The organism is Catenovulum sp. SX2 (assembly GCF_052056295.1).
Lineage (GTDB): Bacteria > Pseudomonadota > Gammaproteobacteria > Enterobacterales > Alteromonadaceae > Catenovulum.
In genome coordinates this window covers 337,028-356,108 of sequence record NZ_CP182494.1, presented here as the reverse complement: position 1 = coordinate 356,108, position 19,081 = coordinate 337,028, and the positions used below count along the sequence as shown (strand labels likewise).

Sequence of the window (19,081 nt, the reverse complement as noted above, 5' to 3'; positions counted from 1 at the left end):
TACGCTAAACCTTAAGTTGATAACAAACAAAATTTAATTCTAATTCAATGAATTTACGGTTGTGGCTAATATTATTGCCACTATACTTATAAGAAAATTATTCAATGGAGAATTTCAATGACAGATCAGCTTCAGGTCAATCGAGCTACTTTTGACGAAGTGATGTTACCAAACTATGCCCCACAAAATATGGTACCTGTACGTGGCGATGGTTCGCATGTGTGGGACCAAGATGGTCGCGAATATATTGATTTTGCAGGTGGTATAGCGGTGAACTGTTTGGGTCATTGTCATCCTGCGTTAGTGCAAGCTTTGCAAGAGCAAGGTCAAAGATTATGGCATGTTAGTAATGTTTGGACGAATGAACCAGCATTGCGTTTAGCCACTAAGTTAGTCGATGCCACTTTTGCCGATAAAGTCTTTTTCTGTAACTCAGGTGCGGAGGCAAACGAAGCTGCGTTAAAACTAGCGCGTCGTTATGCACTTGAAGTTTATGGTGAGCAAAAAGACCAAATTATCTCGTTTAAACAATCGTTCCACGGCCGTACTTTCTTTACCGTTACTGCGGGTGGTCAAGAGATTTATTCAAATGGTTTCGGCCCTAAACCGGGGGCAATTGACCATGCAGATTATAATGACTTAGCATCGCTTGAAGCGTTAATTTCTGACAAAACTTGTGCGGTTATTTTAGAGCCAATGCAAGGTGAAGGTGGCGTGATGCCTGCTACACCTGAGTTTATGCAAGGTGTACGCGCCTTATGTGACAAACACAATGCTTTAATGATTTTAGATGAAGTGCAAACTGGTTTTGGTCGTACTGGTTATTTATATATGTATCAGTCGTATGGGGTTGAACCAGATATTTTATCAACCGCTAAATCATTAGGTGGTGGTTTCCCAATTGGCGCAATTTTAACTAAAAACCATATTGCTGAGCATTTAAAATTTGGTACACATGGCACAACTTATGGTGGAAACCCCTTAGCTTGTGCGGTAGCAGAATCTGCGTTTGATATTATTAATTCGCCTGAAGTTTTAGCTGGTATTGCTAAACGTGAAGCTATGTTCCGTGAAAAGCTTGAGCAAATTAATGAAAAATACAAGGTTTTCTCAACCATTCGTGGCCAAGGTTTGTTGTTAGGTGCAGTAATGAATAAAGAGCACGAAGGTCGTGCAAAAGAGTTTATTGCAGCGTCTATCGAACAAGGTTTTATGTGTTTAGTTGCTGGCCCTAATGTCGTGCGTTTTGCGCCATCTTTAATTGTTGAAGAACAAGATATTGAAGAAGGTTTTAAACGTTTTGATAAAGCAGTTGCGCGAGTGATCGCTGGCGATTAATTTGGGTTTCGGGTTAAGTTTCAGCGCAAGTCTTTAGACATAACTTGTGTTGCTCCCACAGCTCGATAATCGGCAAGCAAGCGAGCGATAATTTAGAGCAAAACTTCAAACGTCTGGGATGACGTTTGCGAGCGTACAGGGATTGTATTTAAAGCGTTTTTGCGAAAATTATGCTCGGTTGATTGCGGATTTCCCCCCCACACCTCAATCATCCAACTGTCGCGTTGCCCTAATCAAAGGATTCAGCAACTCACCTGTATGTAAATTCCAAAGCTTTTGATTAGTCTGTTCACTTTCCAAACCACCTAAATTCGCAATCCATGGGCCATATTTCACATAGTCCAAATGTTCTAACACAGTTTTAGGTAAGTTATTTTTACCTGTGTACAAGCAAGTTTTTAACTGTAATTCGTGCGCAAGTTTCAGCAGTTTTATTAGGTATTTTTGTTCCCATTCGCCACCAAAAAACAATACACAGCTAATAAACTGTTTGTAGTCAATCAGCCATTGTTTAAATACTTCTAGTGTTAATGGCGTGCCTGCAGTTGGGTCGTGCGTGTCGGCACTATGGCAACCAGGGCAATTCAGTGGGCAGCCTGTTATAGTAAAACACAAAGCTATTTCCTTTGGCACTTCCTGAAAAACCATCTCTGGTGGGGTAACGTAGTTAAACATAACAATGCACTTATAAATAATTGGTGATGCTAAGATTAAGCGGCTGGGACTTTAAAAGTGTTGTGTTAAATCAATAAAAACCATGATCGCGAGCTTTACAATGTCTTATCTCAAGCACTGACTGTAAATAACCTGAACTCGGGATAACAACTAAGGCCATTAGTGGAGTTGTATTATGAAAATATTTGATTACCGCCGAGAATATTCCAGCGGTGAGCTAAATGAAGCGGATATGCTAACAGAGCCGCTCGCTCAATTTAAAAACTGGCTCAAATTTTCCGTTGAGCAAGGTTCGCAAGATGCCACAGCCATGGTGTTATCGACAGTCGATGTGAATGGCCAGCCAAATGCGCGCAACGTGTTATTAAAAAATATCGAGCCGGAAGGTTTAGTGTTTTTTACCAGCCTTGCCAGCCAAAAAGCGCAAGAGGTTAAATTAAACAACAAGGTGTGTTTGTTGTTTAATTGGTTGGTGTTAGACAGACAAGTAAAAATTCAGGGTATAGCAGAGCCTTTACCCGCAGAGGTTGCAAAAAATTATCATATGGGGCGACCACGTGACAGCCAAATCAGCACTTGGTTGGCAACGGCTGATGCAGGCAGGTTTACCACTAAACAAGCTTTGCTGCATCAATTTGAAGTGCTTAAACAAAAATTTAAAAATAAACAAATACCCATGCCAGATAGTTGGGGCGGTTACCTAGTTAAACCGCAGCATTTTGAGTTTTGGCAAGGAGGCAAAGGTAGATTGCACGACCGCATTATTTACTTTAAAAAAGATTTAGATAGCTGGCAGCGTGAGCGCATTTTGTAGTCGAGGGTAATCTTTATCTGCTATAACTGATATATAGAGCTAGTTTTGATTTTTGAGAAAAAATGGATGATGCATGACGAATTACATTCCACACGAAGAAGAACATAGGTCGCATAGGTCGGGCTGGTTGCGCGCGGCGGTTATGGGCGCAAATGACGGTATTGTTTCAACCGCAAGTTTGATCATTGGTGTTGCTGCTGCAGGCTCTAGTATTGAAAATATTATGCTCGCAGGTGTTGCTGGCTTAGTTGCTGGTGCTTTGTCAATGGCGGCGGGTGAATACGTTTCTGTAAGTTCTCAATCAGATATTGAACGTGCTGACTTAGCAATTGAAAAACAATCATTAGAAGAAAATTACGAGCTTGAAGTGTTAGAGCTTGCAAAAATTTATCAAGATCGCGGCGTTGAGTTTGAACTAGCAAAAAAAGTTGCTCGGCAATTAATGGAACACGACGCACTTGGTGCTCATGCGCGTGATGATATTGGTATATCAGAAGTATCCAGTGCCCAGCCATTTGCCGCAGCAGCTTATTCGGCTATTACTTTTTCGGTTGGGGCTTTTTTACCACTGTTAATGGCATGGTTGGTGCCTTTGTCTTGGTTAATAACCAGCGTTTCTGCAAGCTCAGTATTATTTTTAGCAGTGCTTGGTATGCTCGCTGCTTATGTTGGTGGTGCACCTATTAAAATAGGCGCGTTTCGTGTCGCTTTTTGGGGCGCAATTGCCATGGCCTGTACAGCAGCCGTTGGGCAATTATTTGAAGTGGTGGTTTAACCAGGGACGTTATGCGAGTTATTTTTTTGCCTGGTATGGATGGCTCAGGCTTGATGTATGAGCCCTTGCTAAATTTGATTGAAGGTAAGTGTTCGTATCAAGTTATAGCGCTTGAACAAAGTGGTAACCAAAACTACGCTGCCCAAGCGCAACTTATTGCGGATGCACTAGGTAATGAAAAGCTAATTTTGTTTGCTGAGTCTTACTCAGGTTATTTGGCAAAACTAGTCAAAAACATAAACCCCAATAATATTGTTCATATCATTTTTGCTGCCAGCTTTATCACGCGGCCACACCCATTAGCTAGTATTGCAGCAGCCATGCCTTTAAACCAAATTTTAAGATTGGCCCCGCAGAAAGTACTGAATCACATGTGTTTTGCCAATAGAGCTAGTGCGAATGTATTTAAATTACTGGCTCGATCGTTACAAACGACCAATGAAACTGTTTTAAAAGAACGAATTCGAAATATGGCAAATTTACCTGTGCCAGAAGACAACATAGATATTCCGTGCACTTATATTCAACCCAGCCGTGACTTTTTGGTTTCAAAGCGAGCAGTGGCCAAACTAACAGCGCACTGTAGTAATATTGAAATCATAAACTTAGCGGGTGGTCACTTTATTGTTCAATCTAACCCGGTAGGATGTGCAGAGGCTTTGTTGACTGTTTTAGAGAGATTCAAATGAGATACACAATTGCAATGTTGTTATGGTTAGTGTTGCCGGTTCACGCTAAGCAGAGCGTATGTTTTGGAACCACAGCTAATGGCAGTTTAAAAGCTGGAGTGCAGCTACCACGAAGTGGCAACAATTTTATTGTTTACAGTGATATAGCTCGTTTAGCTGGCCGAACACATGTGCATTCCACGGTTTACGATATAGTGGTTAATGCTTATAAAAATTTAGAAAAATTAGAGCGAGAGAAAGTATACAAGTATGCAGAAACTGGCTTTGCTGATGGCGGGAAATTTAGGCCGCACAAAACACATCAGAATGGTTTGTCTGTCGACTTTATGACACCAGTTTTGAATAACAACAAAGAGTCTGTGCATTTACCTACACATCCATTCAATAAATTTGGGTACAACATTGAATTCAGCCCAGACGGTTTTTATGCGAATTATGAAATTGATTATGTCGCGTTAGCTGCGCATATTGTGGAACTACACAAAGAATCGAAAAAACGCGCTGTAGATATTTGGCGCGTTATCTTCGACCCCAAGTTACAACCTAATTTATTCAAAACTAAGTACGGCGGTTACCTGAAAACTCATATTCAATTTTCGACAAAGCCTTCATGGGTTCGGCATGACGAACATTATCATGTCGACTTTGCGGTTAAATGTGAATCTTGAGTTCAGCTTGCTTTTGCCCTTGCTTGTTTATGGTAATGTCTAAGCGCATGCTCTTGTTGTCTTGGGCTACTAAAACTCGATACGCGTTTTAAATAACCAATAACACGTGTTGCCCAGTCTACATTGTTGGAATGGCATTTAGGGCAATTATGATGGGTGCGTTTGTCTATGTGGTTGCAGGTATTACAAATGGTAATTTTGATATTGGTGGTCCAATAATTACAGCCTGCGTGGGCGGCCATTTGGTAAATTCGGTAGTATTGTGCTTGGTCTGGATACTCTTCAAGATTAAGGTGTAGGGCACTGCCTCCATCTAAAAATTGGTTAAGCTTTTTGCCGTGTAAAATAAACTTATCGGCAATATTTATGCTGTTATCTTCAACTGCATAAAAATACGAGTTGTAACAATCTCGATTAACTGACAGACCTGCTTTTTTATCCCATTTTGAATTTTTAACCCCTAAGTTCTCTGCCGGTACAAACTCGGTATTAAATTTATAACCCCAATGCGTTGATGCTTGGCGATTGGATTGGTAAATAATTTTTAGCTGCTTTTGCACAAACTCAATATAGTCAGCATTATTGCTGGCGGTTAAACCTAACGACTCAGCCGCTTCCACCATGCCGTTAATGCCTATGGTTAAAAACTGTTTATCTAGTTGGATAAAGCCTGCATCGTAAACAGGCAATAGGCCATGAGTTAAATATTGTTCAATAAGTTTTCGATAGGCTACTTGGTATTTATGTACACGTTCAACCACGCTGTGTAAATCTAACTTTCTTTGAATAAGTTGATTGATATTAATGGTGACTACATTAATTGAGCCAGTTGCGACGCCACCGGCGCCAAGTGAGTATGAAAAGGTATTGTCATTAATTTCATTACGTAATCGGCAACAAGAAGCAAGTGAATCTGGGTTATCCGACATATAGACAAAAAAGCTGTTTCCTTTGGCGTTTTGTTCTGCGCAAAACGCGGCAAATTCTGTATCGGCAATTTCGCCATTATTAGTTAACAGCGCGGCGGTTACTACTGGGTAGGTCAATATGGCTTTGCTGCGCTCGCTATTAAACCAGTCCATAAAAAATGCTTGTAGTACTTGAATGCTTGGCCAGTTTGGAGAGTGATCTTGTGTTTGATAACTTTTGTTTTCATCATGCGGAAATACAAAATTTTCAAACATGGCTTGGCCAAAATTTTCAGAAAACAAACTAATGTTCCAAAACACTGACTGATAACCACGCGCAGCGGCCGGTTGATTTAAACTGTAGACGACATGTTGCAAGTGTTCTTGAATGACATGCGGATGGCTGGTTAGGTAGTTGTCGCCATAATCACGACGTGCAAAATAATCAAAATAAGTTAAAAACTCAACGGTTGCGACTGCCCCTGCAAATTGTGCACTTACCGCAAATACTAGGTTGATAAAAGTGCCACAAAAGGAGGCTAAATGTTGTGGTGCCTTTGATTCGCCTCCTAATTCAGTTAAACCATTTAGCAGCAAAGGGTACAAATTTAAACTGACACAATAAGGTTTAAGTGAACTTTCATCGTGCGCGTAAATTAAGTGTTCATTTAAATCTCGTAGGTATTGCTCTGCTGTGGTTTGGTCAAAATGCTGTTTAATACTGTGGCACAACAGCTCACGGTTAACAGCAATATTAATGTCTTTATGCAGCTCATTTTCGAGCGTAGCAATATTTTTAACTGACACATTTGCGTTCGCATCGTATTTTGAGCCATCGGCTGCATTATCTGCAGCTAAATAGTTTTCAATAAAACTGACTTTTTCTTGCACTAGCTGGGTAGGTATATGGCGCATTATTTTTCTCGTTATCTATATGTTGTGAAATTAGCCTTTAATGTATCCATATATAGTGTTGCTGCAATTTGAAATAAGCGGCCAGTTGACCCTAATCAAACAAAACTTTATTAATGAATTCTCACATAAAAATTAGGGATTTATTGGCATGTTTGAGCTAAATCAATATAAATAGCTTTTAGCCCAGCCTTTCAGGAGCCTCACAGACAGCCCACTTCTGTGTTGTATCATTTTGAAAGGTGCCTACATTCCTGCAATGATACGCCTTGAATTGAACTGTCTGTGATGGCTCTGATACTCGCAATTTATATTGATTTAGCTCTAGTTAACAACTAGATCATTTCGACTAAACAGTTATGATTACTCAAGTAACAAATCATGCTAACTTTGAAGCTAGGTTAAACTATATTCAGGGAGATAATATGGCTTTTAGAAAACTTGCATTGCTAACAATTATTTTGTTTGCAGCACTTCACACTCAAGCGAAAACAATCAGAGCACACGGGTGCGGGCAAGATTTTGTTCGCATTGGTGATTCTAAATGGGACGTAATAGCTAAATGCGGCGAGCCTTTGCATACCGAGGTCATTTCGGGAGACAGCCAGAATAAAAAGGAGTTACTGGTTTATAACGCTAAGCTATATCCAGCCCATAAGAAGTTAATTTTTTCGTTTGAATCTGGACAACTAGAAGAAATCAAATTAACCAACTAAGGTGTCCTAAGCTGTTAAAAAAACGGGGCTTCAACAGCCCCGCTATAAAATTTAAAAACCTTTTTTCTGCTGGCGGGCGCCAGTTTGCACCTGTCGATACATTTTACTCAAGGCTTTATCTTTAGCGCGTTTTTGCTGCAAACTATCTGCATTGTGCGCTTGTTCGCGTAATAACTTGCGATAGTTTTCCAATCGCCGTGTATCTAAATCACCTTGGTTTATTGCTTTAACAACAGCGCAGCCAGGTTCATTCTCATGCTGGCAATTGCTAAATCGACACTGCTGGGCAAATTCTTCAATATCAGCAAAAGTTTGTTTTACTCCGGTTTCACACGCTGGTAACTGCAATTCACGCATACCTGGAGTGTCGAGCAATATAGCTCCCGATGGCATAAAATGAATTGAACGAGCTGTTGTTGTGTGTCGACCTTTTGCATCGTCTTCACGAATACCTGCAGTTGCCTGAGTTGATTCACCCAATAAGGTGTTAATCAAGCTAGACTTACCAACCCCTGATGAGCCAACAACAGAAACTGTATTGCCTAAGCGGCAGTATGTTTGCAGTGCTGAACAACTAGAAGAATCTAAACCATTAACTGCCTCTACGGCTAAATAAGGCTCTAGAGCTTGAACTTGAGCAATTAATGGCGCTGCATCGTCACATAAATCCACTTTAGTTAAGATGATAACTGGGGTGATTTGTGCTTGATGCGCGAGTGCCAAGTAACGTTCTATTCGGCTCAAATTAAAATCTTGATTCAGTGAACTAACAATAAACAAGCTATCAATATTGGCAGCAATAAATTGTTCATTAACCTTAGTTCCCGCAGCTTTACGGCTGATAAGCGATTTGCGTTCTAATAATCGGCTGAAACTATACTCAGCCGTTAGTAGCAACCAATCGCCGACTGTCATTATTGGTAAGCTCGCTGTAATCGGTAATTTAATTTGTTGCTGTTCAAGCTGAACAAGATATTCACTTCTATGATGAGCAACAATTCGCCCACACTGTAACTGTTCAAATTCGTCTAAAGAAAGTTGTTGTTGATAAAACGATTGCCAACCTAGTTGTTGCAAAGAAATATTTGTATTCATTATTTTTCTCTAACCAAAACAGCACATTGCTGTTATGCAAGAAAGCAGGAGTAATGAATATCATGACTCCCGGTAGATAATTTCACCGGGTAAAGAGCTTGGAAAGGGTAGAACTAACGAGGTAATTTTTTAGTTCTGAGCTTTTACCGGGTGGGTGTGAATTACAATCATCAATTTCTCCTTACTCAATATCTGCTAAATGTCGTAAACAATGCCAGTTTATACCTTTATTGCTTAGTGATAAACATTATGACTTTAATAATCTGAACTATTATATAAAGAGTAGCTGGTTTTGCTGGAGGCGATATGCAGGTAATTCGGCCAATTCGCATGGAAGACTTAGACTCATTGGTGATAGTAGCACAAACATCTGGGCATGGTTTTACCTCACTGCCCAATAATAAAGCCGTGTTAACGCAACGCATTGAAAATAGTATAACTGCTATGGCATTGCCTGCTGATCACCATTTTGGTCAACAAAATCAAAGTTATTTGTTTGTATTGGAAGATTTATCGACCAAACAGATACTCGGCACCAGCGGTATCACATCAGCTGTCGGGTTAGACGATTCTTTTTACCATTACCGCATCAGTAAAGTTGTGCATAGTTCGCCGACTTTGGGCATTTATAACCCACAAGAAGTTTTAACCTTGTGTAACGACTACACAGGCGCAACTGAGGTTGGCAGTTTGTATTTAACCGAGCAAGCTCGCGGCTCTGGTCTTGGCATTATTTTATCCAAGTTTAGATTTTTATTTATTGCTGAAAATAGGCATAGGTTTAATGACAGAATATTTGCCGAAATGCGTGGGGTAACTGACGATAAAGGCCATTCGCCGTTTTGGCATTGGTTAGAAAAACACTTTTTCCAGCTCGACTTTCCCACTGCCGACTATCTCACTGGCATAGGCAAAAAAAGTTTTATTGCCGAATTAATGCCGCGCTTCCCAATTTATATATGCTTGTTAGACAAACAAGCGCGCAAAGTAATTGGCCAAGTTCACCCTAATACAGAGCCAGCGCTTGCTATGTTGAAACGCGAAGGTTTTCGCTACACAGGTTATGTCGATATTTTTGATGCTGGGCCTACTGTTGAGGCTGAGCTTAAACAAATACGCAGTGTAAAAGCCAGTCAAAAATTATCGGTGGCAATTTGTACCCGCAATGATGATGAATCTGTGCCGCTTAAATCGGCTTTGGTCTGCAATACTAAAGTCAGTGAATTTCGCGCGGCAAAACTTGATTGTTGGGTGGATGAAATTGCCAATCGGTTAATGTTAACCGCTAAACAAGCCAAAGCTTTGAATGTAGAGCAAGATGAGTCGGTGAGAATTTTACTAATGTAAAAATATCAAGATAGAGGTGGATCGCGGAGGTGGTATGCAAAACAAAGTGCATTGTATTAACCATCAATGGATTGTCGGTGATGGTAGAGCGTTTGAGAAAATAGACCCAACTAAAGGTCAACAAGTTTGGTATGGCAGTGCCGCCAGTGCTGAGCAAGTAAATCAAGCAGTTATGGCTGCCAAGCAGCAACTTGTGCCTTGGATGCAAACGCCGTTTAAACAGCGCCTAAATATTTGTCGCCAATTCGCCAAATTAGTCGCTGAGTATAAAACTATCTTAGCGCATACAATTTCATCTGAAACTGGTAAACCTATTTGGGAAGCGGAAACAGAAGTTGCCGCTGTTATTGGCAAAATTGAAATTTCCCGCAAAGCTTATCATCAACGTACAGGTGGAAAACGTCAGCAGCTTGGAGCAAATCAAGCTAGTTTAACCCACAAAGCTCGCGGTGTTTGTGCCGTATTAGGGCCGTTTAATTTTCCAGCGCATTTACCTAATGGGCATATAGTGCCAGCACTTTTGGCGGGCAACACAGTGGTATTTAAACCAAGCGAACAAGCGCCAAAAACCGCTGATTTAATGCTGCGATTGTGGATTAAAGCAGGTTTGCCCGCAGGTGTGGTTAATTTAGTACAAGGAGATAAAACTACCAGTCAAAGTTTAGTGCAGCACCCGGACGTTGTTGGGGTATTTTTTACTGGCAGTTCACAAACAGGTATTGCCATTCAGCGTGCTTGTTTAGACTATCCGTACAAGGTTTTAGCTTTAGAAATGGGCGGCAATAATCCGTTAGTGGTAGATTCTGATGTAGATATTAATGCTGCGGTTTATCACATCATACAATCTGCATATATCACAGCTGGGCAAAGATGTACCTGTGCACGGCGCTTAATATTACCTGCAAATACAGCAGAAAGTTTTTATTTTAGCCAGCAACTCATTGAAGCATTAATTATTAAACTCAAACAGCTAAAAGTGACTCATTATGATGCTGAGCCTGCAGGTTTTTATGGTTCTGTGGTGTCGCTGGCGGCGGCTAACCAACTGTTAATGTCGCAGCAAAAATTAATCAGCGCGGGAGCGAATGCTTTGTTGAGCATGCAGCATTTAGAGCGCGATACAGGTTTATTATCGCCAGGCTTGTTGGATGTTAGCCAAGTTTCGCCTGAAAATATGCCTGATGAAGAAGACTTTGGCCCACTGTTAAAGGTGCAATATTACCAAGATTTTGATCATGCAATAGAGCTAGCAAACAACACGCGCTATGGATTATCCGCTGGTTTATTGAGTAACGACAAAGCTAAATTTAAGCAATTTTTACAATTAAGCCGAGCAGGTATAGTGAATTGGAATTTACCAACAACCGGGGCGAGTGGCAGTGCGCCTTTTGGTGGTGTTGGTTTAAGTGGCAACGCTAGACCCAGTGCATTTTATGCGGCGGATTATTGTGCTTATCCGGTAGCGAGTATGCAGGCAAAACAACTTATTTTGCCTGCGAATTTGCCACAGGGTTATTAGTAGTAACAGATATTAGTCTTTACTATCACAACAACTAGTTGTCGCTTGAGTTTCACCACAGCTAGTTGATGGTGCACAGCAAGATGTAGTTTTCACCGGTTCACCGCGTAGCTGGCTATTGGCTTCTTTAATTATTTGTAATGCCGAGCGAATCACAATTAAAGCAATTACAGCGGCAATTAGCCAATCAGGCCAAGCTGCATTAACAACTGGTACCAATAGCGCCGCAACTATTACACCGCAGTTGGCGAGCATATCATTGCGCGAACAAATCCAACTGGCACGCAGGTTGACGTCGCCTTGTCTAAACTGATACAAAATTAAAAAACAACAGACGTTTACCACTAAGGCTAATACAGCAACCCAAGTCATAATAAATTCGTCAGGTGTTGCTTGGGTGTAAATTTTCCAGCCAATGTGTACCAATACAAACACGCCCAAACTAAGTTGTAGATAGCCATTAACTAAAGCGGAGCGCGCTTTTTGCACTATGGTTTTACCAACTGCGTATAAGCTCAAACTATAAACGACTGCGTCTGCTAGCATGTCGAGTGAATCGGCCATTAACGAGGTTGAATTAGCGATCCAACCAGCAATAAACTCCACAAAAAACATCACTGCATTGAGTATTAATACAATCCAAAGTAGTTGTCGTTCTTTGTTGTTTTTTGCTTCGGTTGCACAGCAGCCCGACATAGTGAACTCCTCAAAAATCAATTGTTAAAATGAGTATACGCTTGCAAACAAAGATGTAAAAGGTGGAAAAAGTAGGGGAATAGCTTGGTGAAAATACGTGGCTAATACAAGTTTAGCCACGCAATAAGTTGGATGTTCAATTACTTATGACTAGTTAACAGTTAGTAGTAACCAACACTATTGGCATAATTAATTAACTTAGTACCGTAGTTGCCACCCCATTGATAACCGTAACGACGCTCAGGTTCAACTTGCATAATGTCGTACACCTTGCCTGCGCCTGGCGGGTTATCGCTTGCAGAGCGGCCACTGAAAAAGCCGGTATTGGCGTCAACATCATAAAAGCGATACCACATAGTGCTGCCAGCTTGGGTTTGAATTGGATTATAGTTGTCGTCGCTGCTGCTCTTTGGTCGACTTATATAAGTAGTATCAGCAACTTGTACTTGCGGATCTTTATACCAAGCAAGTGCAGACTTTACAGCCATTTCTACCGCATCACTTTGTGGACGTGTCATTAAAAACGCTGCGACCAACACAGATTCTTTACCGCTTTTTGACGCAAGTTCATACGAACGCGCCGGTTTAGGTAAATAATCGTCAACACCGTGCTGTGCACACCACACAGTTAATTTACCATCTTGGATGATTTGCGCTTTTAAAATGAAATTTACACCCTGTTTAATGGATAAATCAATTTGCTCAATTTGGCTAGAAGTGAGTAGGTCGTTATTTAATGGTGCTTCTTGGCGCTGGGCTTTATCTAATAAAATTAATACACGCGCCATAGCATCATCGTTAAAGGTCACGTGATCAGAATAAGAGCTGCCGCCACGTGCAGGATAAACTTGTGGCCAACCACCAGTTGATGTTTGCATGGTTAATAAAAAGTCGACTGCTGCACGCGCACCATCACGATATTTTATGTCGCCAGTTCTTTGATAAACGTCGGCTAAAAACAAAATTTCAGAAACGGTTGCATCATTGTCAATTGTGCCCAGCTCAATGCCATTGCCAACCCAGCCCGAGCGCGCATCAGAACCATTCCACGGCGTTTGATATTTACTTACACCGTATTTGTAAAAACCGCCATGGGGCATTTGCCAAGTTAAAATATTATCGGCAATTTGTTTATCATCAGAAATTTTTTCTTGCTCACTACCTTGGTCTGCTAACCAATCCTGATAATTATCTAGCTCGCCATAAACAGGGTTACCTTGTTGGTTTAATAACGGTCCAGAGTGAACATCACACGCATTTGCAACGATATCACCACCTTTTATGGTGAGTGAGTCAATGTTAGGTAAACCTGCATCTGTTTCAGCAGTTAATACGATTGAATATAAACCTTTGTCCAAGGTCAGCTGCTGGCTTTCTTGCTGCCAGTTATCCCAATCAGTTGTGCTAATAAACTGATATGTTGCGCTTTGCTCTGCACCGGTGGCTAAATTTGTTACTGTTAATTTACCCGAACGACTGCTACCGGTGGCAAACCTAGCCATAAAAATATAATCGTCAGCTTGTTTAAGCTCAACCTGCCAACTAATTTGTGCACCCACTTGGTTAACTGTATCGATAAAACCAATGCCATTAAAACCTAAATGTTTATCGTCCACTTGGCCATCGTATTGGCACAAGCCAGTGGTCATTTCTTCTATGGTTAATTCAGCATGAATATTGTCACTGGTACTGCTTGGAGCATCAATGTCTACACTGACAGATTTACAGCCAGCTAAGCATATCGCAGCGATTAAACCGCTCAAGAGAGTTTTGTGCACTATATTTCTCCGATCAATTGGAATTGTTTTGATTCGTTTGTGGCTACCAATATAAATGACATGTTAAATTTGTAAAATGTTTTTTATGCTTGTGTGAGATGGCCGCTTAGGCATATTATGCAAGAATATCAATATCTAGGATCACCAAGGAATGGCAAAATTCATTCAATTTCTGCTAGTTAGTTTAATTTTTACTGCCACCGGTAGCCAAGCAAGCGTATTAAAAGGCTCAGTCTATTTTGCAGAAAAAAACTACACAAACGCTTATGAAGAATACAGCCGAAGCGCTCAACTTGGCAACGCGCATGCTTATTATCAATTAGCTGTGATGGCTTATAATGGCTTAGGGCAAGCAGCAAACGAAGGACAAGCTGCGGTATGGTTTTATTTAGCTGCAGAGCAGAATTTTCAAGATGCAGACAAAATGTACCAAGATATTTTGGCTATGTTCGATCCTAAGCAACAAAAAATCATTCAACAACAAGCGGCTCACTACCAAAAAATATTTGGCCAAAAGAGCATTAAACAAAAATACTATCCGACTATCACGCCCGAACGTTTAACGACACAAATAGTTGTTTCACAGAGTTTAACCGCTGACGATGAAAATGCCTTTGCTGATGAGTTCGATGAAGTACTAGCAGACATCGAGTTTGATATGGAAGACAGCGATGGGGTGGGTTTTAACTGGAACAAAATGAATCAACAACGACTTAACGCCGCAGCCAAAAGCGACAAATTGATGAATGCGCCGTATTTAGCTTTGGTTGATTATTACTTAGCTGCAGACGGAAGCCTACGTGATTTAATGCCCTTTAATCAACTTGGTCGAATAGACAGAGCAATGGCAGCGCTTAAAACAACACAGTTAGAACCAGCAACTTATGCCGAATCGCCGGTTAATTTTGTCCAACGCGCATCTTTAGGTGTAGCTAGATACGACAGTTTTAAAATGATGGATAAATTTCCGCGTTTATATACCAAAATTAAGCGCCAAGCAGCTAAGTTGCGTAAAGATAAAAGTGCCGATGGACAATTTGAACTCGCCATGATGCTGGCCAATTTTTCTTGGGCAAAAAAACATCCAACCGAAGAAATAGACATACTAACAGAGCTTGCAAAGCAACATATGGTTGCTGCGCAATATGAACTGGGGTTGGCTTTATACCGGCAACAAATTAATGTCGAACAGGGGATAAACTGGTTATTTACCGCCGCACAATACGGCCATGAAAAAGCCGCTTTTCATGTCGCACAAATAAATCAATTTAGCCCTTGGGTAGCGCATGACACACACAAAGCCTACTTGTGGTATCAGCAAAGTGAATCTTTAATACCTGCCCAGTTGAAGTTAACGGAAATAAATTTAACGTCAAAAGACAAAAACTTACATAACTTTAAATTAGCAAAAACACGTTTAAATAAGCTTAAAAAACTTGCGAATAAAGATCCTGACTATGAGTTTTTAAACGCACTTTATTTTAAAAACAAACCATCAAGAAACTTACCTTTGGCACTGAAACACATGCGAACTGCAATTAGATTGGCTGATAGCTACAACTGGGATTCAAGTGCTTGGCAAGATATGTTGGCCGATTGGACACAAGGTCGAGTGACCATTAGCAAAGAAGGCGAAGTCAGCCAATAAACTTTACTTTTGGCCTATTTGAACTATAAATTTAATATTCATTTGAGCCGAGCGAGTAAATGAAAAAACCTTTTTTAAGCTACTTTATTGGCCTATTCTGCTTGTTAATTAGCTGTAATCTAAGTGCGCTGAACGTTGTTTACGTATTACCGGATTACGAAGAACACCAATTTTGGTATTGGGTGGCTGATGTTGTTAAAGCCGTCGGCAAACAACAGCAAATTGAAGTTGAAATTTATCACGTTTCCAATAATAGATTCACGCTGGCAGAAAAAATGACAGAGGTCGCCGCACGTGAACGTAAACCCGACTATGTAGTATTTCGACCGTTTCAAGGCTCAAGCCAACTGGTTTTTGAAACTTTAGAGCGGGCAAAAATTCCTTTTATAACACTAGAACGCGTCTTTGAAGGTAAAGAGGCTGAATTATTAAAACGTCCACAACAAACGTTTAAATTTTGGTTAGATGAAATTGAATACGACCAAAAAAAAGCGGGCGCTAAATTAACCGAAAAATTGCATCAAGAATTTACCAAAGACAATGCAGAAAAAGTAGCTCAGCTTACAGGACTAGGCGGCGTTTACGACAGAGTATCAAGCGGGCGTGAAGATGGTTTAAGAATGTATCTACGCCAAACTAACAAAGTTTTACTTAACCAAGTGTTCCCAATGCAGTTTTCGCAGGCTGTGCTAAGCCAAAGATTTAGCAGAGTATTAAGCCGCTACCCTGACACAGATATTTTTTGGTGTGCAAGCGCGCAGATGGCATTAGAAGTTAATTTGCAGAGTGGTAAATCTACCAGTGGTAAAAAATGGTATATAGGTGCTTTTGATTGGCTACCTGAAGCTGTAGAACAAATTAAAACTGGCAAAATAACCGCATTAATTGGCGGACATTTTTTAATGGGCGCGCAGGCGCTAATCAATATTATTGAAAAAGATCGTCAACAAACGAGCCTAAAAAAAGACTATCAATTTGAATTGATTGATGCGGTCAATGTCGCGCAGTTTTCACCCTTTATCAAACAACATAAATGGCAACAAGCTGATTATTCGAAATTTATCTTGAGTAGCAATAATCCAAACCCACCCGTTTTAAGTGTTGAGAATCTAATCAAACAAAATTAAGAATATTACGACACAATCATTGTAAATGTTTTCATTAATGATATCTTGATAGCTAAATTCCAAAAACAGAACAAAAACTATGCCTACACGTAGACAATTTATTCAAACAACCGCGGCCACTGCTGTTGCGGCAACAACGCTATCAGCCTGTTCCAAGGAAGAGCAAATGTCTTTACCAAAAATTTCTCATACCGTCTTTTTCTGGTTGAAAAATCCGGATTCTATTGAAGACCGCAGCAAGTTAGTAGAAGGACTAAAAACACTAGGGCAAATTGAACAAGTAAAAGCCATACATATAGGTGTACCGGCAAGCACTGAACAACGCGAAGTTGTAGTGAATAGTTACCAAGTTTCTGAACTACTGATGTTTGAAAATGTAGAAGATGAAAAAATCTATCAATCGCATCCAATCCATCAAGCTTTTGTTGAAAATTGTAGCCACCTTTGGCAAAAGGTCGAGGTGTACGACTCAGTTGCGGTTTAACCTATTTAAATTGGACTAATCCAACATCAACAATCATTCGTATCACAGTTTGTAGTTATAACTACACAACAAGGACTGTGGTTCTGCTTTTAGCCTGTTCGGGCTTGTCTGCACAAGGCAAGCCCAAACAGGCTTTTTTCAAGAGTGATATTGAATGAATAGTTTTAAAGGTAACAAATGCCATTTGCCTACTAAGTTGTGCCCAGTTTGTTTACTAGAATTTACTTGGCGAAAAAAGTGGGCAAATAACTGGCAGCAGGTGAAGTATTGTTCCAAACGTTGTCGGAGTGAGGCAAGGGTATGAGCAACTTAAATCTGCCTGCCGATAACAGTATAAAAACAGTGCGCTTAATATTAGGTGATCAACTAAACGCCAACCATTCTTGGTATAAACAAAAAGACCCTTCTGTGCTGTATGTTATCGCCGAACTTAAACAAGAAACCGACTATGTAATGCACCACATTCAAAAGGTCTGCGCGTTTTTTGCTGCGATGGAAAATTTTGCTAGCGCTTTAAGCAAGGCGGGACACAAGGTTTTACATTTAACGATAGATCAAACTTGCGAATACCCAAGTTTGAATGGCCTGGTTGTCAGTTTAGTTAATCACTACCAAGCACAACAATTTGAATATCAGTTGCCCGATGAATACAGACTAAGGCAACAACTTGAGCAGTTATCTAAACAACTCGCTTGTGACAGCCGACAATTTCAAACCGAGCACTTTTTTCTTGCCGATGATGAATTAAGAAAATATTTTTCTGCTGGTAAACACCATAGGATGGAAGCTTTTTACCGCAAAATGCGCAAACGCTTTTGTATATTAATGGACGGAGAAAAGCCTTTGGGTGACAAATGGAATTTTGATGCAGACAATCGCAATAAACTCAAAGCGCAAGATTTAGCTGCAATTCCACAACCTCTAATTTTTGCTAATTCAGTGGTAAATATTCTAGCAAGGCTTAAGCGCCATAAGGTTAAAACCTTTGGCCAAACCGATAAAGAATTATTATGGCCGGTTAACCGCCAACAAGCTTTGCAATTACTCGATTATTTTTGCCAACACTGTTTGCCGAAGTTTGGCTATTTTCAAGATGCAATGACCTGCCGGGCAGACAATTTACTCAATAAAAAACAATGGAGTTTGTACCACTCACGCTTGTCATTTGCATTGAACAGTAAAATGCTCAGTCCGCAGTTAGTCGTAAACAAGGCATTAGCAGCGTATAACAATTCGAATATTCAATTGGCGCAAGTTGAAGGTTTTATCCGCCAAATATTAGGCTGGCGCGAGTTTGTTAGAGGAATTTATTGGGCAAATATGCCACATTATCAGAGCATGAATTATCTTGAAGCGAATAATCAATTGCCCGAGTGGTTTTGGCACGGGCAAACCAAAATGAACTGTATGCGCCATGCAATTGAACAGTCGTTAGAATATGCTTACGCCCATCATATTCAAAGGCTAATGGTTACCGGGAACTTTTGTTTAATTGCCGGTATTAACCCAGACCAAGTAGATGCTTGGTACCTAGGTATTTATATTGATGCCATCGAGTGGGTTGAGCTGCCGAATACGCGTGGCATGAGCCAGTTTGCTGGCGGTGGTATAGTGGGGTCAAAAGCTTATGCCGCAAGTGGCAACTATATTAATAAAATGACTGACTACTGCAATAGTTGTCATTACCAGGTTAAACAATCGGTTGGTGATAATGCCTGCCCACTTAACGCCTTATATTGGCATTTTATGTTAAAACACCAACAGAGCTTTAGTGCCAACCCTCGCAATAAAATGGTCTATGCCAACTGGCAAAAAAACACCGAAGACAAACAACAGCAAATTCTTGCAAGGGCTGAAAGTTTGTTGGCGAATTTAAATCAACTCTAATTGCA

General features: G+C 40.5%; 18 protein-coding genes. 13 read left to right on the top strand and 5 right to left on the bottom strand.

The features are described 5' to 3' along the window. Positions 1 to 117: 117 nt before the first annotated feature. The gene (locus ACMZOO_RS18855; protein ID WP_440906432.1) at positions 118 to 1,338 is read left to right on the top strand and encodes an aspartate aminotransferase family protein; all 1,221 of its coding nucleotides are present in this window, start codon (positions 118 to 120) and stop codon (positions 1,336 to 1,338) included. A gap of 204 nt (positions 1,339 to 1,542) precedes the next feature. Here ACMZOO_RS18855 and nrdG read toward each other — a convergent pair whose 3' ends face one another. After that, on the bottom strand, positions 1,543 to 2,013 hold the full coding sequence (nrdG, locus tag ACMZOO_RS18850; RefSeq protein ID WP_440906431.1) for an anaerobic ribonucleoside-triphosphate reductase activating protein: 471 nt from the start codon (positions 2,011 to 2,013) through the stop codon (positions 1,543 to 1,545). A gap of 175 nt (positions 2,014 to 2,188) precedes the next feature. Between nrdG and pdxH the strand changes: the two genes are divergently transcribed. The 4 genes from pdxH to ACMZOO_RS18830 all read left to right on the top strand — a co-directional run bounded on the left by pdxH (position 2,189) and on the right by ACMZOO_RS18830 (position 4,959). Further along, positions 2,189 to 2,827, top strand: a complete 639-nt coding sequence (gene pdxH, locus ACMZOO_RS18845; RefSeq protein ID WP_440906430.1) for a pyridoxamine 5'-phosphate oxidase — start codon at positions 2,189 to 2,191, stop codon at positions 2,825 to 2,827. An 85-nt stretch (positions 2,828 to 2,912) separates the two neighbouring features. Next, on the top strand, positions 2,913 to 3,602 hold the full coding sequence (locus ACMZOO_RS18840; RefSeq protein WP_440906693.1) for a VIT1/CCC1 transporter family protein: 690 nt from the start codon (positions 2,913 to 2,915) through the stop codon (positions 3,600 to 3,602). 11 nt (positions 3,603 to 3,613) lie between these two features. Next, complete coding sequence (locus ACMZOO_RS18835; protein ID WP_440906429.1) at positions 3,614 to 4,291, top strand: alpha/beta fold hydrolase; 678 nt, start codon at positions 3,614 to 3,616, stop codon at positions 4,289 to 4,291. Continuing rightward, positions 4,288 to 4,959 (top strand): penicillin-insensitive murein endopeptidase, encoded by a 672-nt coding sequence (locus tag ACMZOO_RS18830; protein WP_440906428.1) that lies wholly within the window; start codon positions 4,288 to 4,290, stop codon positions 4,957 to 4,959. Before ACMZOO_RS18835 ends, ACMZOO_RS18830 begins: the two co-directional genes overlap by 4 nt. A 2-nt stretch (positions 4,960 to 4,961) precedes the next feature. Here the strand turns inward: ACMZOO_RS18830 and nrdD are convergent, their stop codons facing one another. Further along, on the bottom strand, positions 4,962 to 6,785 hold the full coding sequence (gene nrdD / locus ACMZOO_RS18825; protein WP_440906692.1) for an anaerobic ribonucleoside-triphosphate reductase: 1,824 nt from the start codon (positions 6,783 to 6,785) through the stop codon (positions 4,962 to 4,964). A gap of 353 nt (positions 6,786 to 7,138) precedes the next feature. On the opposite strand from nrdD, the gene ACMZOO_RS18820 reads away from it, so the two are divergent. Continuing rightward, on the top strand, positions 7,139 to 7,495 hold the full coding sequence (locus ACMZOO_RS18820) for a DUF2845 domain-containing protein (RefSeq protein WP_440906427.1): 357 nt from the start codon (positions 7,139 to 7,141) through the stop codon (positions 7,493 to 7,495). A gap of 51 nt (positions 7,496 to 7,546) precedes the next feature. On the opposite strand, the gene rsgA is transcribed toward ACMZOO_RS18820, so the two are convergent. Then, positions 7,547 to 8,590: a ribosome small subunit-dependent GTPase A gene (rsgA, locus tag ACMZOO_RS18815; RefSeq protein WP_440906426.1), complete on the bottom strand. Its 1,044-nt coding sequence runs from the start codon at positions 8,588 to 8,590 to the stop codon at positions 7,547 to 7,549. Between the two features lie 306 nt (positions 8,591 to 8,896). Between rsgA and astA the strand changes: the two genes are divergently transcribed. Together astA and astD are read left to right on the top strand one after the other, a co-directional pair. Beyond that, entirely contained in the window at positions 8,897 to 9,937 is a 1,041-nt protein-coding gene (astA, locus tag ACMZOO_RS18810) for an arginine N-succinyltransferase (RefSeq protein WP_440906425.1), read from the top strand. Positions 9,938 to 9,971: 34 nt separating this feature from the next. Further along, entirely contained in the window at positions 9,972 to 11,456 is a 1,485-nt protein-coding gene (gene astD, locus ACMZOO_RS18805) for a succinylglutamate-semialdehyde dehydrogenase (RefSeq protein WP_440906424.1), read from the top strand. Between the two features lie 12 nt (positions 11,457 to 11,468). On the opposite strand, the gene ACMZOO_RS18800 is transcribed toward astD, so the two are convergent. Then, a complete protein-coding gene (locus ACMZOO_RS18800; protein WP_440906423.1) occupies positions 11,469 to 12,152 on the bottom strand; it encodes a cation transporter in 684 nt (227 codons plus the stop codon). Between the two features lie 161 nt (positions 12,153 to 12,313). Then, a complete protein-coding gene (gene pelA, locus ACMZOO_RS18795; protein WP_440906422.1) occupies positions 12,314 to 13,930 on the bottom strand; it encodes a pectate lyase in 1,617 nt (538 codons plus the stop codon). 151 nt (positions 13,931 to 14,081) lie between these two features. Here pelA and ACMZOO_RS18790 point away from each other — a divergent pair, with 151 nt between their 5' ends. From ACMZOO_RS18790 to ACMZOO_RS18770, 5 genes are all read left to right on the top strand, one after another. Continuing rightward, a complete protein-coding gene (locus ACMZOO_RS18790; RefSeq protein ID WP_440906421.1) occupies positions 14,082 to 15,578 on the top strand; it encodes a hypothetical protein in 1,497 nt (498 codons plus the stop codon). Between the two features lie 59 nt (positions 15,579 to 15,637). Further along, positions 15,638 to 16,705, top strand: a complete 1,068-nt coding sequence (locus tag ACMZOO_RS18785; RefSeq protein ID WP_440906420.1) for a substrate-binding domain-containing protein — start codon at positions 15,638 to 15,640, stop codon at positions 16,703 to 16,705. A gap of 166 nt (positions 16,706 to 16,871) precedes the next feature. Beyond that, positions 16,872 to 17,189 (top strand): Dabb family protein, encoded by a 318-nt coding sequence (locus tag ACMZOO_RS18780; protein ID WP_440906691.1) that lies wholly within the window; start codon positions 16,872 to 16,874, stop codon positions 17,187 to 17,189. A gap of 154 nt (positions 17,190 to 17,343) precedes the next feature. Further along, complete coding sequence (locus tag ACMZOO_RS18775; protein ID WP_440906419.1) at positions 17,344 to 17,493, top strand: DUF2256 domain-containing protein; 150 nt, start codon at positions 17,344 to 17,346, stop codon at positions 17,491 to 17,493. After that, complete coding sequence (locus ACMZOO_RS18770) at positions 17,490 to 19,076, top strand: cryptochrome/photolyase family protein (protein ID WP_440906418.1); 1,587 nt, start codon at positions 17,490 to 17,492, stop codon at positions 19,074 to 19,076. Before ACMZOO_RS18775 ends, ACMZOO_RS18770 begins: the two co-directional genes overlap by 4 nt. The last annotated feature ends 5 nt before the right edge of the window (positions 19,077 to 19,081 follow it).

Excerpts from the sequence above, each read along its gene's own strand:
- ACMZOO_RS18855 (WP_440906432.1), top strand. The coding sequence starts at position 118 with ATGACAGATCAGCTTCAGGTCAATCGAGCTACTTTTGACGAAGTGATG.
- nrdG (WP_440906431.1), bottom strand. The coding sequence starts at position 2,013 with ATGTTTAACTACGTTACCCCACCAGAGATGGTTTTTCAGGAAGTGCCA.
- pdxH (WP_440906430.1), top strand. The coding sequence starts at position 2,189 with ATGAAAATATTTGATTACCGCCGAGAATATTCCAGCGGTGAGCTAAAT.
- ACMZOO_RS18835 (WP_440906429.1), top strand. The coding sequence starts at position 3,614 with ATGCGAGTTATTTTTTTGCCTGGTATGGATGGCTCAGGCTTGATGTAT.
- ACMZOO_RS18830 (WP_440906428.1), top strand. The coding sequence starts at position 4,288 with ATGAGATACACAATTGCAATGTTGTTATGGTTAGTGTTGCCGGTTCAC.
- ACMZOO_RS18820 (WP_440906427.1), top strand. The coding sequence starts at position 7,139 with ATGATTACTCAAGTAACAAATCATGCTAACTTTGAAGCTAGGTTAAAC.
- rsgA (WP_440906426.1), bottom strand. The coding sequence starts at position 8,590 with ATGAATACAAATATTTCTTTGCAACAACTAGGTTGGCAATCGTTTTAT.
- astA (WP_440906425.1), top strand. The coding sequence starts at position 8,897 with ATGCAGGTAATTCGGCCAATTCGCATGGAAGACTTAGACTCATTGGTG.
- astD (WP_440906424.1), top strand. The coding sequence starts at position 9,972 with ATGCAAAACAAAGTGCATTGTATTAACCATCAATGGATTGTCGGTGAT.
- ACMZOO_RS18800 (WP_440906423.1), bottom strand. The coding sequence starts at position 12,152 with ATGTCGGGCTGCTGTGCAACCGAAGCAAAAAACAACAAAGAACGACAA.
- ACMZOO_RS18790 (WP_440906421.1), top strand. The coding sequence starts at position 14,082 with ATGGCAAAATTCATTCAATTTCTGCTAGTTAGTTTAATTTTTACTGCC.
- ACMZOO_RS18785 (WP_440906420.1), top strand. The coding sequence starts at position 15,638 with ATGAAAAAACCTTTTTTAAGCTACTTTATTGGCCTATTCTGCTTGTTA.
- ACMZOO_RS18780 (WP_440906691.1), top strand. The coding sequence starts at position 16,872 with ATGTCTTTACCAAAAATTTCTCATACCGTCTTTTTCTGGTTGAAAAAT.
- ACMZOO_RS18775 (WP_440906419.1), top strand. The coding sequence starts at position 17,344 with ATGAATAGTTTTAAAGGTAACAAATGCCATTTGCCTACTAAGTTGTGC.
- ACMZOO_RS18770 (WP_440906418.1), top strand. The coding sequence starts at position 17,490 with ATGAGCAACTTAAATCTGCCTGCCGATAACAGTATAAAAACAGTGCGC.